The following is a 15,740-nucleotide window of genomic DNA, read 5'->3' on the forward strand; positions in this document are numbered from 1 at the left end:
AGGGTTGAGCACCCAAAAATTGGGGAAATTGCGGCAGATGCCTGCCGATCCACATGCTTCCTCTTGCGATTTTGCGCAAGACAGGCAAAAGTCTCCGCCCCCAAGTATCTATCTCCTTGAGTTGAATTGGATTTGCCTATGCTCGTGACCCTCGAACGCGCGGCCCTGCTCAAATCGCTCGGCCATGTCCACCGCGTCGTCGAGCGGCGCAACACGATCCCGATCCTGTCCAACGTGCTGTTGCAGGCCAAGGGTCAGTCGCTGACGCTCAAGGCCACCGACCTCGATCTGGAAGTGACCGAAACCCTCGGCGCCGATGTGACCCAGCCCGGCGGCACCACTTTGCCGGCTCATGTGCTCTATGACATCGTGCGCAAATTGCCGGACGGCGCGCAGGTTTCGTTGGAGACGACCGGCGAATCCGGCCAATTGACCCTCCGTTCGGGCCGCTCGCGCTTCCAATTGCAAAGCCTGCCCGAAAGCGATTTTCCCGACCTGTCGGCGGATGACCTCAGCCACAAATTCGTCCTGGCGGCGGGCGATCTGAAAAAGCTGATCGAAAAGACCCAGTTCGCCATTTCCACCGAAGAGACGCGTTATTACCTCAACGGCATTTACATGCATACGACGGATGTCGGCGGCCACGCCATGTTGCGCGCGGTCGCGACCGACGGCCACCGCCTGGCGCGCGTGGAAATTCCGGCCCCAGCCGGTTCGGTCGGCATGGCCGGCGTGATCATTCCGCGCAAATGCGTGGCCGAAGTGCTGAAATTGATCGAAAGCAGCGGCGACGACATCACGGTGGAAATGTCCACCACCAAGGCGCGGTTCACCTTCGCCGGCGTCGTGCTGACCTCCAAGCTGATCGACGGCACGTTCCCGGATTACGGCCGCGTCATTCCGGCCAACAACGATAAGCGCTTGGTCGTCGAGCGCGACACATTCGCGCAGGCGGTCGACCGTGTGTCCACCATCTCCTCGGAGCGCGGCCGCGCGGTGAAACTCTCGCTCGCCGATGGCCGCCTGACCTTGTCCGTCACCAATCCGGACAGCGGTTCGGCGACGGAAGAATTGGAAGTCGATTACGACGCCGCGCCGATCGATATCGGCTTCAACGCGCGCTACCTGCTCGACATTGCGGCGCAGCTTGATAGCGATACGGCGCTTTTGAAGCTCGCCGATGCGGGTTCGCCGACCCTGGTGCAGGACCGCGACGGCGCAGCGGCCCTTTACGTGCTCATGCCGATGCGCGTGTAAAGCGCTTTCATGTCGCTGCACATTCGCCCCGCGGCGCGCGCGGACGCGCCGCACATCTGGCGTTTCCTGCATGATTTGGCGGAATACGAGAAGCTCCTGGACACGTTCACGGTGAGCGAAGAAAAGCTCGCTGACGCGTTGTTCTGCCTGCAGCCGAAGGTGTTTTGCGATCTTGCCGAATGGAACGGCGCACCTGCGGGGATCGCGATCTGGTATTACAATTACACGACCTTCGGCGGGCAGCACGGCATCTATCTCGAAGATCTCTATGTCGGGCAATCGCACCGCGGCCTCGGCCTTGGCCGTGCCCTGCTCGCGCATCTCGCCGCGCGCTGCGTCGCCGAAGACCTTGTGCGTCTCGATTGGTCGGTGCTGACATGGAACACGCCGGCGATCGATTTTTACAAACAGCTCGGCGCCGAGATGAAGGACGATTGGGCTGGGTGCAAGCTCACTGGCGCCGCGCTGCGAGGCTTAGCGGCGAGCGCGCGTCGATAAAGCGGCCAGGTGCTCGGCGCGGGCAAAGTCGATGAAGGCCCGCAGCATCGGCCTGAACTCGCCGCCCACGTTCACTTAAACTGCCAAACACACGAGCGCTTGATTTCGCTGTCTTCGAGCGCCCGCGTCACCGGCACCTGATATTCGGCGACGGCAGTGAGCCGTTCGCGATCGAGATAGGCGCGGCCCGGATCGCCGATCAGAACGGTCTTGCCTTGCGCCCGCAAGGCGAACAGCCAATCCGTCACGCGCTTCGCCATGTCCCGCTCGTAGGATACATCGCCCGCGAGCACCACATCCCAATCGCCGCTTTCGCCGATGATGTCGCCGGTGCGTGGAAAAAGCGTCACGCCATTCAGTTCCGCATTGAGCGGAATGGCAGCGAGCGCGAAGGAATCGATCTCGCTCGCCTCGACTTTCGCCGCGCCGCTGAGCGCACAAGCAATGCCGACAAGGCCTGAGCCCGAGGCAAAATCGAGCACGCGCTTGCCGGCAACCACTTGCGGCGAATCGAGAATGTAGCGCGCCAACGCCTGGCCGCCTGCCCAAGCGAAGGCCCAAAACGGCGGTGGCAGACCCATTTCGCCGAGTTCTTCTTCGGTCTTCAGCCACAGTTCGGTCGCCTCGTCCGCAAGATGCAACGTGATCTCGGGCGCGTGCGGCATACACAATGGGCGCGTGTGGGTGAGAATGAAGTCGCGGGCGTCTGCGATCATCGGCTGCGCGCGAGCTCTTGATAGACGGCGACGAACTTCGCCGTCACCGCCGCCGTGGTGAAGCCGTCATTCAAGCGCGCCCGCGCCGCCTGCGCGCAGGCGGTGACCAGCGTCGGATCGGCGCAAAAGCGCAAAATGGCCTTTGTCAGCGCCGGCACATCGGCTGGCGGTACGATCAATCCCTCGATGCCGTCGCGCACATATGTATCGCAGCCCGGCGTGGAGGTCGTGAGAATGGCGCGTCCCGACGCCGCAGCCTCCAGCAGCGAACGCGGCAGCCCCTCGCCGCCGCGCGACGGCACCAGTGCGATGTGATGGTCGCGCCAGACCCGGGCAATATCCAACGTGCGGCCATGCCACGCGATGCCGTCATGTTGCGACCATTGCCGCAAGGTCGCTTCGGTAATGCTGCGCGGATTTTCCGGATCGGGATCGCCATAAAGATCGAGCGTCACGTCGGCGCCCTGCCGCCGCGCGGCTTGGACCGCCTCGACCGCCTCGATCACGCCTTTCGATTCCACCATACGCGCGACCAGCGCGAGCTTGAGCGGCCGCCCCGGCGGCAAGGGCGCAACCGCCCAGGCATCCGGATCGACGCCGGCACCGCCGACGGTCACATGGCGCGGATCGTTGGGGTTGAGCCCCAGGCTGATCGGATCGTCGGCATTTTCGAACACGAGGCGCACGTTCCGGCCGTTGAGCGGGTAGCGCAGCAAAAAGCCGATGACCCGGCGCGCGATCTTCGCTTTCGCGCTGGTGCTCGCGCCCATCACACCAAGGCCCGTCACCGCGTGCAGCCGCTTGCGCGCCCCCGCGAGAATGCCGGCCACTGCGCCGAACAGCACAATGCGCAGGGACACGAGATGCAGCACGTCCGGTGCCACGCCGCGAATGACGCGGGCGTAATTGCCGATATCGCCGAGCATGGCGAGTGGTGAGCCGAAACCGCGCACATGGTTGATGCGAATGAGCTTGACGCCTGCGTCTTCAATGGTTTTGACGCGCGCCTCGTCCTTCACACGCAGCGCCACCCTCACATCGAAGCCGGCATGGATTGCGGCTTGCGCGGTGACAAGAAAATGCGAAATGAAAAACCAGTCTTCGCTGACGAGAAAGAGGAGTTTGCGGCGGTCGGTCATGCGGTCGTCACATAAGCCGAGGGGAGCGGCGCGGTCAATGCGCTGCCTGGGACCGCGGGCGTCCCGCCCGCAAATGGCGCGCAATCGCCGTGCTAAAGGCCTGGATCAACGTTGACGCCCATCTCTCTAAAATCAGCTTCCCTTTCCCGGCGAGCGGGACGCTCGCGGTCCAAGGGCGGCACAGATTCAGTTCCCTTCCCTTCGAGCGTAGCGCGCCATAAGCTGCTCGCGACCTACGGCGCGGAACAATCGCAACATCATGAAAAGTCTTCTAGCACCACTTCTCCTCTGCCTCTGCTTTGCAACGGCCAGCTTTGCCGAAGATCCTGCTTCGCTGGCAATGCGCGTCAATCATTACGTCTCGATCGGCGAAACGGCCGCCATCGCCGAATTGCGCAAACCGGAAAATGAGAAGGATCTCGAACTCGGACCGATTCTATGGCCAGGGAACAAATTCACGTTTTGTTATGCCACTCACGAGCATGAGGGCGGACCTTTATTTTTACCTGGATCAATGGGCGATCTAGCTCAACTGCCATATTTTCCCTACGCTCAATCGGGCTCATCATTTTTCCTCCTCGCTAGTGGCTGGGTTCTTGCCGGCGTGCCATTTAACTTCCGGTATGATGACATTATCAAATATTGTCAGGAGCGAGAGCCGTTCCGAACAAACCTGCTTTCAATTCCGACAAAAGAGCAGGCCAAGCAAGATGCTCTGGCTCTTCGCCAATCCAACATGTGGAAAAAGTTGTTTGCACATTCAGGCGAGGTCAACGGCGGCAATGAGTCGAGGACATGGGGATTTGTGCAATTACAAGTTAATGCAATCAAATGATTTGCTTTGCATCGACCCAAGGGCGGTGGCGGGGCCAATGCGCTTCTTAAGATTGCCGGCCCCAGGGACCGCAAACGTCCCGCCCGCAAACGGCGCGCAAGCGCCGTGCTGAAGGCCTGGATGAACGTCAGCGCTCACTTTTGCAAAATCGGCACGCCTTTTCCGGCGAGCGGGACGCTCGCGGTCCCAGGGTTAGAACAGCAATTGTAACTGATCGCCCGCCGGTTTCTTCTCTTTCGCCGGCGGCGCGGCAAAGGACGCGCCTTCCAGAATGAGCAGCCGTTCCTTGGTTTTGGTGCCGCCATAGGCGGAAAACCCGCCGATCTGATTGCCGGCTGCCAGAATGCGGTGGCAGGGAATGATGATCGCGATCGGATTGCGCGACAGGGCATAGCCGACATCGCGCGCGCCCTCGGGCTGGCCGATGGATTTCGCCATTTCGCCATAGGTCATGGTGCGGCCGTAGGGGAGCGCCCGGGCGGCGGCATAGACTTTTTGATGCAGCGGTTCGCAGGCGCTGACATCGAGTTTCACGTCGTCGAACGACACGTCGCGGCCGTCGAGATAGGCCTGGATTTTCACAATCGCATGCAGAATGACCTTGGGCGGCGTGCTCGGCGCATGCTTGCCGGTCAATTGCCGCAGCCTGCGCTCGATCGTCGCGGCATCCTCGCCAGGAATGCGCAAGGAGACGATGCCATCTTCGCCCCAGGCCAGACCGCAGGGACCGAAAGCGGTGTCGAAAAGCCGGTAGTGATAATCGGTGCTCATGGCGGTCTTTCCGGATACCCCAGGGATCAACTCATGATAGAACGCAAAGCGAACATTGCCGTGGTCGCGATTCGTTTTCAAGCCTAATGTGGTGCTTTGCGATGTCGCGCGCCACCCGAAAGCACGGAAAAGGCGGGAATAGGTGGCGAGGCCCCTCTGCGCCATCCATAAATTAGGCTTCCGCGCCGCAACGCCCTGGCTAAGCTCGCATCATCTTCCCTGCCCATTGAAGGACTTTGCCATGGACGAATATGCCGTCATGCCGCCACTCTATCTGACCTATATGAACCGCTTCGACGTCGAGGCGCTGAGGATCACCGACGACGAAGTGTTGGCGGCGATCGAGGATCAGCTCGCCACGCAAGGGCGGGGCGAAGCGGTCATCGAGCCGCGCATGCATCTCGAACCCGGCGTCGTGCATGGCCATTTCAACGTGCTGCGCGGCTCGCTCGGCGGCGAGGTCGACGCGGCCGGCGTCAAGGTCGTCTCGGACTTTTACGACAATTACAAATACAACCTGCCGTCCGAACTCGCGATCCTCATGCTGTTCGACCGCTTCAAGGGTGTGCCGCGCGCCATCATCGACGCGTCTGCCATTACCGATATGCGCACCGGCGCGGTCACGGCGATCGGTGCCAAATATCTGGCGCGGAAGAATTCCAAGGTGCTCGGCCATATCGGCGCGCGCGGCACCGCCTATTGGAACGTGCGGCTGCTGGATAAGCTCTTCCACTTCGAAGAGATCCGCGTCCATTCGCGTCGCCCCGAAAGCCGCGATGCTTTCGCGGCACGGCTCGAAAAGGACCTCGGCAAGCGCATCGTCGTCACCGACGACTGGGAGAGTTGCGTGCGCGGCGCCGACATTGTGGTGGAGGCCTCGCGCCTGACCAAGCCGGAGCCTCTGCTGAAAACCGAATGGATCAAGAAAGGCGCGCTTGTGATGCCCTACGGCACGATGAGCGCGGTCGAATTGTCGCTGGCCGATCTTGCCGATAAGTTCCTCATGGACGATTTCGGCCAGGCGCGGGCTGGACGTTTCGGCGCGCTGCGCCCGCATTTCGATGCCGGGATCTTGCACGAGGGACGCTATCATGCCGAGATCGGCCAGGTCGTCGCGGGGTTGAAACCGGGGCGTGAGAGCGATGACGAGACGATTTTGTTCTGGCATCGCGGCCTGTCGCTGTCGGATATCGCGCTCGGCCATGCCATGCTGAAGAAGGGCGAGGCGTTGGGCATCGGGCAAAGATTGAGGTTCGGCTGATGGAGATACGCAAAATTGCCGTTGTCGGCGCCGGCTCGGTCGGCGCCGTCGTCGCGTGGCATCTCGCCCGCGCCGGGTTCAATCCCAGCATCGTCGCGCGTAGCGCCAGCGCCGCACTATTGCAGCGCGACGGCTTGACGCTCGGCGGCGCCGGCAATGACGAAACGGTGCGCATGGCCGTCACCGACGCGCCGGCAAGCCTTGGGCCGCAGGATCTGGTGCTCGTCGGCTTCAAGGCGCACGATTGGCCCGGCGGCCTTCCCTCGGTGTTGCCGTTGATCGGACCGGACACGATCGTCGTGCCGCTGCTCAACGGCATTCCGTGGTGGTTTTTTCAAGGATACGGTGGCGCGCATGATTGCCGCACCGTCCGGTCGGTCGACCCCGACGAACGGCTCGTCAAGACGGTGCCGCCGGCTCAGATCCTGGGCGGCGTCGTTTATGTGGGAGCCGAGCGCGTCGATGCGGCCCATGTGACATGGAACGGCCGCAAGACATTAGTCTTGGGCGAGCCGTCGGGCGGCATCAGCGAACGGCTGACAAAAGTCGTCGCCGTGCTGAGCCGCGCGGGATTCGAGGCGCAGGCAAGCGATGCGATCCGCGATGCGGTCTGGCGCAAATTGTTCGGCAACATTTCCTTCAACCCGCTCTCGGTCGTCGCCGGCGCCACGATCGGCCGCATGCTCGACCATCCGCCCTTGCGGCGGATCCTCGTCGCGATGATCGCAGAAACGGTGGCGGTCGCCGGCCCGCTTGGCCTCAAGGGCACGGTCGATATCGAGGCGCGCCTGAACATGCCGCCATCGATGCTCGATTTCAAAACGTCGATGCTTCAGGATTTCGAAGCCGGCCGGCCGCTCGAACTCGGCGCCCTTTCGGGGGCCGTCGGCGAATTAGCCGAGCTCGTCGGCGTCAAGACGCCCATGATCGACGCCATCGGCGCGCTCGCCGCCGAACGCAGCTTGGCTCCCGCGGGCAAAACGATTCATAAGTCGCTTTTGTGAACAAATCTTGGGAGTAACAATATGGTGGTGGGTCGTAATATGCGGAGGTCAATGATCCTATGCTTCGCGCTCTTTTTCGGTCTGCCAAAAATAGCCATTTCACAAACCGTGATGGATGACATCGAGAAGATTGAAACAAAAAAAGAAAATAAGATTGAACCAAATCTGAGATCTAATCCAGATATGGTCGCGAAAGAAATCAACAAATACATCTCTGAGGGGAGAATCGACGACGCTACAAACGATCTTTTTAAAAGATTAACTCAGGGTTCGCGACTTGGGGAAACCCTTCAATGGCAAGATCTATCGACTAAGTTGAGAAGTATAACTGCTTATGGAAGTCCAAATATTGTGGACGAGCTGCAAGACGTTGAATACGGATCGTCGGTGGTCGTAAAAATATATCACATGGATTTTCCGCTACCATTAGACAAAATAAATCTGCGGCATGTTTTCTTTCGGTATACGTTTATGAAAGATGATGCCGGCTGGTCACTGACCGACTTTGCATTCGCTCCATCCGGAACTTACCCTCCTCCTGGGTGGATACCCTATCGTTAAATCGGCGGCGGCACCGGCTGCGATTCTTGCGGGATCGGCGCGGTGCGGCGGCTCATTTGCCATAGGGTGAAGCCGATGATGGCGATATGTAGCAACGCTTCGAACAGGAAGACGCCGGACGGTCCGAGCCAGGCCATCATTTGCGGCGCGATATTCGGCCCGGCCACCGCACCGATGCCGTAGAGCAGCACCAGAACTGCCATGACATCCACCGCCCGGCTTTCCCCGGCGCGGTCGACCGAATGGGCGGAGACGACATAATAGGGCGTTGCCATGAAGCCGCCGAGCACGAAGCCGAGCGCGTAGATCGTCAGCACCGGCAAGGATGCGCCATAAAAGAAAAAGACGAGCTCGAGCGCGGCCGAGAGCGCGCAGAGCACCACGAGCACGCTGCGCCGGTCGAAACGGTCGGACAGGAAGCCCGCCGGGACTTGCATGGCGGCGGAGCCGAACATCAGCGCCGACATCAGATTGCTGATCTCATTCGTCTGCATCCCGACCTCGCGCGCATAGACCGGCGTGAGCGCCCACATCGGCCCGTTCAACGTGCCGATCAACAGCGCGCCGACGAAGCCGACGGGCGACACGCGCCAAAACCATGTGAGGGATTTCGCCGCTTGAATGACGGGGGCAAGTGGATGGGACGAGGCTTGCGATACGTCCTGCTCAGGCGGGGGTTCGCGCATGAACCAGAGCGGAATGCCTGCGAGCGCAATGGCGGCGGCGGCAATGATGAAAAGCGTCCAGGCCTGCGGCACCGAGACTTTGATCACCTGGTTGCCGAGCGCCCAGGAGCAATATTGCACGACGCTGTAAAAGCCGAGGAGCAGGCCGCGGTCGCGCGCCGTTGCCCGGCCGTTGAGCCAACCCTCGATGATCACATAGACGCCGGTCAGGGAAATGCCGATGGCAAAGCGCAGCAAAAACCAGAACGGCGGATCCGCCCAGACGGGCACGAGAATGCCGGCGAGCGCCCCCACGGCGGCGCAGATGCTGAAGGCGAGCACGGCGCCGAACCGCGTCACCAGCCAGGGCAGGAGAATGCTGCCGACCAGCATGCCGGCATAATAGCCCGATCCGATGAGGCCGATGACTTGATCGCTGAAATTCTCGAATTTGCCGCGCAAGGGGATTGCGGTGGAGAGCGTGCCGTTGCCGACAAAAAGGAGCAGGCTGGCAAGGAGCAGCGGAATATAGGGGCGCAGGAACTTCATCTCGGTGGCACTTGCTTTTCATGCCACCGATTCGGCGCGCATTGGTTTTTGACAATGCGTGTCCGCGTGCAAGGCTGCAAGATGATGCAGCGCGGGCCTGCCAAGCAATTTTTTGATACGGCCTGGCAAGCCAATAGAAATTCGATGGGAGCGCAGAAAATCGGCGTGGCAAATCGCCTTGGCGGCTCCTCTGCGCGGCTTTAAGTTTGCAGTCGAACTCCCAAGCGATGAAGGGTAAGAGGTCGATCATGGAACAGCAGTCCGAAGGACGCTCCGGGCGCCGGGGACGCGACCGCGGGGCCGCACGCGCCAGCGGCCCGGCGGAGATCAAGCCGCAGCCGCGCCGCTCCTTCCAGCCGGTCGCCGTGGTCTCCGACGACGAACTCGAAGCCATTCACGAAACCTCGATCACCATCCTTGCCGAACTCGGCATGGATTTCCTGCACGAGGACGCCAAGGCCATGCTCAAGCAGGCCGGCGCCGAGGTCGACGCGAATTCCGACTGCGTGCGTTTTCCGCGCGGCATGGTCGACGACTATCTCGGCAAGGCGCCGAAAGAATTCACGCTGCATGCGCGCAACCCGGCGCGCAACCTGCAGATCGGCGGCGATCATGTCGCCTTTTGCTCGGTGGCGAGCGCGCCCAATTCCGCCGATCGCGACGGCGGCCGCCGGCCCGGCAACCACAAAGACTACCAGAACTTCATCCGCCTCGGCCAATCGCTCGAAGCGGTGCATCTGTGGGGCGGCTATCCGGTCGAGCCGGCGGACATCCATGCCTCGATCCGCCACCTCGATGCGATCTTCGACATGCTCATCTTGTCGGACAAGGCATTGCATGCCTATAGCCTCGGCAAGGACCGCAACCTCGACGCGCTGGAACTGGTGCGTATCGGCCGCGGCATCGATCACGACACCCTCGATCGCGAACCGTCGGTGTTCACCATCATCAACTCGTCGTCGCCACTGAAGCTCGACAATCCGATGCTGGAGGGCATCATCCAGATGTCGCGGCGCAACCAGCCCGTGGTGCTCACCCCCTTCACGCTTGCCGGCGCGATGGCGCCGGTGACGGTGGTCGGCGCGGTGGCGCAGCAAAATGCCGAAGCGCTCGCCGGCCTCGTCTTCTCGCAAATCGTGCGGCCCGGCGCGCCCTTCGTCTACGGCGGCTTCACCTCGAATGTCGACATGAAGTCCGGCGCCCCGGCCTTCGGCACGCCGGAATATATGAAATCGGCCCTGATGGGCGGTCAGCTTGCCCGCCGCTATAACCTGCCCTATCGCTCGTCCAACACCAACGCCGCCAATACGCTCGACGCGCAGGCTGCCTATGAGAGCGTGTTCTCGCTCTGGGGCGCGATCATGGGTGGCGTCAATTTGCTGATGCATGGCGCCGGCTGGATGGAGGGCGGCCTGCACGCGTCGTTCGAAAAGATGGTGCTCGATGCCGACCTCCTCGGCATGGTCGCCGACTTCCTGCGCCCGACCGTCGTGAACCAGGACGAGCTTGCGCTCGACGCGATACGTGAAGTTGCTTCCCGCGCACCGGGCGTACCGCGCCATTATCTCGACAGCCCGCATACCCAGGCGCGCTACCGCAACGCCTTCTTCGCGCCGATGGTCTCGGACTGGCGCAATTACGAGACCTGGCGCGAGGCCGGCAGCCCGGACGCCTACGACCGCACCAACGCGCTCTACAAGCAGAAGCTGGAACACTATACGCCGCCCCCGCTCGACCCGGCGATCCGCGAGGAGCTGGAAGCGTTCGTCGCCAAGCGCAAGGCCGAAGGCGGCGTCGCGACGGATTTCTAGCTGAGCGGTCCATTCGCGCGCCACGGCGACATTGCAGCCATGAGCTTTTCCCGCACGAGCGAATCGTGCGGGAAAAGCTATAAGGGCATATGCTGTCATCCTTTTCCGTTTCGCCGCACCGCGCGGTGCAGATCGTGTTCGCCATTTTCGGTTCGGGCTCGGGCCTTTGGGCGGGTGCCATCCCAAGCGTGCTGCGGCAAGCCCATCTCACACCCGCGCTCTATGGCCAGGCGTTGACCCTCTATGCCGTGGCCTATATCGCGGCGATGTCGAGCGTCGGCCGCCTGTCCCGGCACTTTTCGTTGCGGCGGATACTGTGCGTCGGCGTGCCGTTGCTCGGCCTGGTTGTCCCCGCCCTCGTCATGTCGCCGAGTTCGTTGATCTGTTGCGTCCTGCTTGTCGCGTTCGGCCTGACCGGCGGACTGGTCGACAGCACGATGAATGCCGAAGGCACGAAGGTGGAGGCGGACATGCGCCGCCCGGTCCTTGCCGGCCTGCATGGCATGGCCTCCTTCGGCATTTGCCTGCCGGCGCTGCTTGGCAGTTTGCTGGCGGTTGAAGTTGGTTTGGGCGCCGTCGCAGCCATCGCACTCATTCTGTTCGCCTATGGCACGATGGTCGTGTGGCGCAGCATCCCCGAACGCGGCCTGGAACATTCCTCCGCCGCCGCCCGCGCGGGAATTGGCCGGCCAGGCCTTGCGCTCAGCCTGCTCGGTCTCGCGATCGGCATTTCGATCACCGGAGAAATGGCGGCGGCGACCTGGTCGGCGAAGTTTCTCGAAGTGCAGGCGCCTGGTCTCGCCGCCCTCGCCGGCGCGGGAACGGCATTCTTCGCGGCGTTCCAGGTGGCCATCCGCCTTCTCGCCGACCGGTTGCGCACAATGGTCAGCGACTACGTGCTGATCGTCGCATCCTTTGTGATCGCGCTGGTCGGGTTCGGCGTCGTCGCTTGCGATCTCGGTTTTGCGGCCAGCGTTCTGGGCTTTGCGCTGATCGGCTTCGGCACCGGGGCGATCGTCCCCTGCGGCTTCGCCCTGGCGGTCGCCCGCTCCTCCCTGCCCGCGGCCGCGACCTTGTCTTTCGTCGCCATGGTCTCCGCCGTGCCGCGGCTGCCGGCGCCCTTCATCATCGGCGAATTGTCGGCGCGCTATTCCTTCGCCGCCGCATTCATCTTCCTCACCGGCCTTTTCGCGGCCGCCTTGCTGATCATGTTCGCGCTCGGCATAGTGAAAGCGCCCGCGACGCAGAGCCCGGCGCCGCAACCCGCCATCGAAGGATAGTGAATGTTGGGTTTGGCCAAGATTCGACCCGCTGTTCTTGAGAGCATTTTCCAGAAAAGTTGCACGACTTTTCGATTAAGAAAATGCGACAAAACAAAGAAGTAGAGCAATTTTGCGATTCTGAAAGAACGCAAAATGCTCTAGCATCCTTGCCAATGTTCGAAAGGGATTCCGATGACCCCTCGCACCATCCATCACGGCGGCTGTCTCTGTGGCGCGGTGCGTTACGAGGCGGAGGGCGAGTTGCGCAATGTTATCGCCTGCCATTGTACCCAGTGCCGCAAGCAGAGCGGTCATTTCGCCGCCATGACCTCGGTGCCGCACGACCGCTTCGTCATCACCAAGGATGACGGCTTGAGCTGGTACAGCGCCTCGCCGCTGGCACAGCGCGGCTTCTGCCGGATCTGCGGTTCGAATCTCTTCTGGCAACCGACTGGCGAGCGCCGCATCAGCATCACCGGCGGTACCTTCGACGGGCCGCTCGGCGTTTCGGTCGCGATGCATATTTTCTGCGCCGACAAAGGCGATTATTACGAGATTGACGAGGGCGTCAAACAACTGGCGGCGGATTAGGGCGGCGCGTTTCGCCGCCGATCCTTATTTCGACCGCTCGAGCAGTTCCACGAGTTCGGCGATCTTGCCGTGCCGGTCGGCCGCGTCGTCCGACGTCATCGCTTGCGCCACGCAATGCGAGAGATGGTCTTTAAGCACTTCGGATTCGACCCGTTTCAGCGCGGCGCGCACGGCGGCGATTTGCGTCATGATGTCGATGCAATACCGGTCCTTCTCGACCATGCGGGAAATTCCCCGCACCTGCCCTTCGATCCGGTTCAAGCGTTTGGCGCATGCGGCCTTGGTTTTCATCTGCATGTTGCTATATACCCCATGTGGGTATATAAGCCAAGCCGTGATATACCCCTATCCAGTATAAAGATTGCTCCTCCAGGAATCGACCATGTCCGAAGCCTCGGCTCACCACGTTCATCACCATGGCGCGCATCACGGCGGCTCTTGCTGCAGCCAGCACGGTCATCAACATGGTCAAACGCCATCGGCGGACACTGTGAAGGACCCGATCTGCGGCATGCAGGTCGACCCGGCCCAGACGAAGCACAAAACGAGCCATGCAGGGGAAACCTTTTATTTCTGCAGTGCCGGCTGCAAAGCCAAATTCGAGGCAGATCCTGTCCGTTATCTCCAACCAGCGGCGGCAAAGCCCGTGGCGGAACAGCCGGCCGGTACGATCTACACCTGCCCCATGCACCCGGAAATCGAGCAGGTCGGCCCCGGAACCTGCCCGCTCTGCGGCATGGCGCTCGAGCCGCTCATGCCGACGGCGGAGGCTGAGGACACGAGCGAACTCGACGATTTCAAGCGCCGGTTCTGGTGGTGCCTGCCGCTCAGCGCCGCCGTCTTCATCTTGGCGATGGCGGGGGATCGGATCGGCCTGGTGACGCCGCAAGCCCAATCTTGGATCGAGCTCGCTTTGGCGACGCCGGTGGTTTTATGGGGCGGCTGGCCGTTCTTCGTCCGTCTCGTTCAGTCACTCGCCAATCGCAGCCCGAATATGTGGACCTTGATTGGCCTTGGTGTGGCGATCGCCTACGGCTACAGCGTCGCGGCGACACTTGTGCCGCAATGGTTTCCGGCTGCCTTCGTCGTCGACGGCCGCGTCGCCGTCTATTTCGAAGCCGCCGCCGTGATCGTTTCGCTCACGTTGCTGGGCCAGGTGCTGGAATTGCGCGCCCGCGCGCAAACCTCGGCCGCGATCCGTGCGCTCTTGCAGCTTGCGCCGAAAACCGCACGGCGCCTGCATGACGATGGCACCGAGGCGGACGTGCTGCTCGACGACGTGCTCGAAGGCGATCGCCTGCGTATTCGCCCGGGTGAAAAAGTGCCTGTCGACGGCCTCGTTCTCGACGGCGCCAGCGCTGTCGACGAATCCATGCTGACCGGCGAGCCGCTGCCCGTGACCAAACAGTCGGGCGACCGCGTGATCGGCGCCACGCTGAACACGACGGGCAGCTTGATCATCCGCGCGGAAAAAGTCGGCGCGCAAACCATGCTGGCGCAGATCGTGCAGATGGTGGCGCAGGCGCAGCGCTCGCGCGCGCCGATGCAGCGGATGGCCGATGCAATCGCGGGACGGTTCGTCCTCGCCGTGGTCGCCGTCGCCATCGCCGCGTTTTTCCTCTGGGGCTGGTTCGGGCCGGAACCGAGCTGGGTCTACGGGCTGATCAACGCGTTGTCGGTGCTCATCATCGCCTGCCCCTGCGCGCTCGGCCTCGCGACGCCCATGTCGATCATGGTGGCGATGGGAAAGGGTGCGCATTCGGGCATTCTTTTCCGGGATGCCGCCGCAATCGAAACGATGCGCACCATCGATACGCTGGTCGTCGACAAGACCGGAACGCTCACCGAAGGCAAGCCGCGTTTTGAAACCGTCGCACCGGCCAACGGATTTGCGGCGGAAGAGGTGCTGCAATTGGCCGCGAGTCTTGACCAGGCCGCCGAACATCCGCTCGCGCAAGCCATTATCGCAGAAGCGCGGCAGCGCAATCTGACGCTCGATCAGCCCGCGGCTTTCGAGAGCCTGACCGGCATCGGGGCGAAAGGGTCGGTGCGTGGCCGGCATGTGCTGATCGGCAATGCGACCTTGATGGAACAGGTGCAGGTAGATGTGGCGCCGCTGCGCGACACAGCCGAGACCTTGCGCCAGCAGGGCGCGAGCGTCATGCATGTTGCCGTCGACGGAAAATTGGCCGGCCTCATCGCCGTGTCCGATCCGATCAAGGCCTCGACGCCTGAGGCGGTGCACGCCTTGCGGGCAGCCGGCCTGCGCCTGATCATGGCGACAGGCGACAGCTTCACGACGGCTCGCGCTGTCGCTGCCAAGCTCGGCCTGGACGATGTGATCGGCGAGGTCAAGCCGGCCGACAAGCTCGCCCTTGTCGCCAAGCTGCAAGGGCAGGGGCATAGAGTGGCGATGGCGGGCGATGGCATCAACGATGCGCCGGCGCTGGCGCGCGCGGATATCGGCATTGCCATGGGCACCGGCACCGATGTCGCGATGAACAACGGCCATGTCACGCTGGTCAAGGGTGACTTGCGCGGCATTCTCGCCGCGCGCGTTCTGTCGCAGCAGACGGTCGGCAATATGCGCCAGAATCTCGCCTTCGCCCTCGTCTACAATGCGCTCGGCATCCCGATCGCCGCCGGAATTCTCTATCCCTTCACCGGCCACCTGCTCTCGCCGATGATCGCCGCGCTCGCCATGAGCTTTAGCTCCGTCTCCGTGATCGGCAATGCGCTGCGACTGCGCGCGCAGCGCTAGCCATCGGCCTAATTGAGACCATGCTGCTTTTATCAGGAAGCATACCGGGAAGTGTGTGT

General features: G+C 62.2%; 15 protein-coding genes. 10 read left to right on the forward strand and 5 right to left on the reverse strand.

Annotation, left to right across the window (positions count from 1 at the left end):
* The first annotated feature begins 138 nt into the window (after positions 1-138).
* Entirely contained in the window at positions 139-1,257 is a 1,119-nt protein-coding gene (gene dnaN, locus V9T28_RS21715; protein WP_116401200.1) for a DNA polymerase III subunit beta, read from the forward strand.
* Between the two features lie 9 nt (positions 1,258-1,266).
* Positions 1,267-1,755 (forward strand): GNAT family N-acetyltransferase, encoded by a 489-nt coding sequence (locus tag V9T28_RS21720; RefSeq protein WP_116401201.1) that lies wholly within the window; start codon positions 1,267-1,269, stop codon positions 1,753-1,755.
* A 71-nt stretch (positions 1,756-1,826) separates the two neighbouring features.
* Here the strand turns inward: V9T28_RS21720 and V9T28_RS21725 are convergent, their stop codons facing one another.
* A complete protein-coding gene (locus V9T28_RS21725) occupies positions 1,827-2,471 on the reverse strand; it encodes a class I SAM-dependent methyltransferase (RefSeq protein ID WP_116401202.1) in 645 nt (214 codons plus the stop codon).
* Positions 2,468-3,610 (reverse strand): glycosyltransferase family 4 protein, encoded by a 1,143-nt coding sequence (locus V9T28_RS21730; protein ID WP_116401203.1) that lies wholly within the window; start codon positions 3,608-3,610, stop codon positions 2,468-2,470. The genes V9T28_RS21725 and V9T28_RS21730 overlap by 4 nt, the downstream gene beginning before the upstream one ends.
* A 259-nt stretch (positions 3,611-3,869) precedes the next feature.
* On the opposite strand from V9T28_RS21730, the gene V9T28_RS21735 reads away from it, so the two are divergent.
* Entirely contained in the window at positions 3,870-4,445 is a 576-nt protein-coding gene (locus V9T28_RS21735) for a hypothetical protein (protein ID WP_116401204.1), read from the forward strand.
* Between the two features lie 192 nt (positions 4,446-4,637).
* Here the strand turns inward: V9T28_RS21735 and V9T28_RS21740 are convergent, their stop codons facing one another.
* Entirely contained in the window at positions 4,638-5,216 is a 579-nt protein-coding gene (locus V9T28_RS21740) for a methylated-DNA--[protein]-cysteine S-methyltransferase (RefSeq protein WP_116401376.1), read from the reverse strand.
* A gap of 259 nt (positions 5,217-5,475) precedes the next feature.
* On the opposite strand from V9T28_RS21740, the gene V9T28_RS21745 reads away from it, so the two are divergent.
* From V9T28_RS21745 to V9T28_RS21755, 3 genes are read left to right on the forward strand one after another with little or no spacing between them, the layout of a single operon-like run.
* Positions 5,476-6,477, forward strand: coding sequence for an ornithine cyclodeaminase family protein (locus V9T28_RS21745; protein WP_116401377.1), 1,002 nt, complete (start codon positions 5,476-5,478; stop codon positions 6,475-6,477).
* Positions 6,477-7,481, forward strand: coding sequence for a ketopantoate reductase family protein (locus V9T28_RS21750; protein WP_116401205.1), 1,005 nt, complete (start codon positions 6,477-6,479; stop codon positions 7,479-7,481). The genes V9T28_RS21745 and V9T28_RS21750 overlap by 1 nt, the downstream gene beginning before the upstream one ends.
* A gap of 21 nt (positions 7,482-7,502) precedes the next feature.
* Positions 7,503-8,042, forward strand: a complete 540-nt coding sequence (locus V9T28_RS21755) for a hypothetical protein (protein ID WP_147306448.1) — start codon at positions 7,503-7,505, stop codon at positions 8,040-8,042.
* Here V9T28_RS21755 and V9T28_RS21760 read toward each other — a convergent pair.
* Positions 8,039-9,256, reverse strand: a complete 1,218-nt coding sequence (locus tag V9T28_RS21760; RefSeq protein WP_116401207.1) for an MFS transporter — start codon at positions 9,254-9,256, stop codon at positions 8,039-8,041. The genes V9T28_RS21755 and V9T28_RS21760 overlap by 4 nt on opposite strands.
* A gap of 248 nt (positions 9,257-9,504) precedes the next feature.
* Here V9T28_RS21760 and V9T28_RS21765 point away from each other — a divergent pair, with 248 nt between their 5' ends.
* From V9T28_RS21765 to V9T28_RS21775, 3 genes are all read left to right on the forward strand, one after another.
* Positions 9,505-11,067 carry a trimethylamine methyltransferase family protein gene (locus V9T28_RS21765; RefSeq protein WP_245424119.1) on the forward strand — a complete coding sequence of 521 codons (1,563 nt, stop codon included), beginning with the start codon at positions 9,505-9,507 and terminating at the stop codon, positions 11,065-11,067.
* A gap of 89 nt (positions 11,068-11,156) precedes the next feature.
* Positions 11,157-12,347 (forward strand): MFS transporter, encoded by a 1,191-nt coding sequence (locus V9T28_RS21770; protein ID WP_116401209.1) that lies wholly within the window; start codon positions 11,157-11,159, stop codon positions 12,345-12,347.
* Between the two features lie 174 nt (positions 12,348-12,521).
* Positions 12,522-12,920 (forward strand): GFA family protein, encoded by a 399-nt coding sequence (locus V9T28_RS21775; RefSeq protein WP_116401210.1) that lies wholly within the window; start codon positions 12,522-12,524, stop codon positions 12,918-12,920.
* 24 nt (positions 12,921-12,944) lie between these two features.
* On the opposite strand, the gene V9T28_RS21780 is transcribed toward V9T28_RS21775, so the two are convergent.
* The gene (locus V9T28_RS21780) at positions 12,945-13,217 is read right to left on the reverse strand and encodes a metal-sensitive transcriptional regulator (protein ID WP_116401211.1); all 273 of its coding nucleotides are present in this window, start codon (positions 13,215-13,217) and stop codon (positions 12,945-12,947) included.
* 85 nt (positions 13,218-13,302) lie between these two features.
* Between V9T28_RS21780 and V9T28_RS21785 the strand changes: the two genes are divergently transcribed.
* Positions 13,303-15,681 (forward strand): heavy metal translocating P-type ATPase, encoded by a 2,379-nt coding sequence (locus V9T28_RS21785; RefSeq protein WP_116401212.1) that lies wholly within the window; start codon positions 13,303-13,305, stop codon positions 15,679-15,681.
* The last annotated feature ends 59 nt before the right edge of the window (positions 15,682-15,740 follow it).

The organism is Methylovirgula sp. 4M-Z18, from assembly GCF_037890675.1.
Lineage (GTDB): Bacteria > Pseudomonadota > Alphaproteobacteria > Rhizobiales > Beijerinckiaceae > 4M-Z18.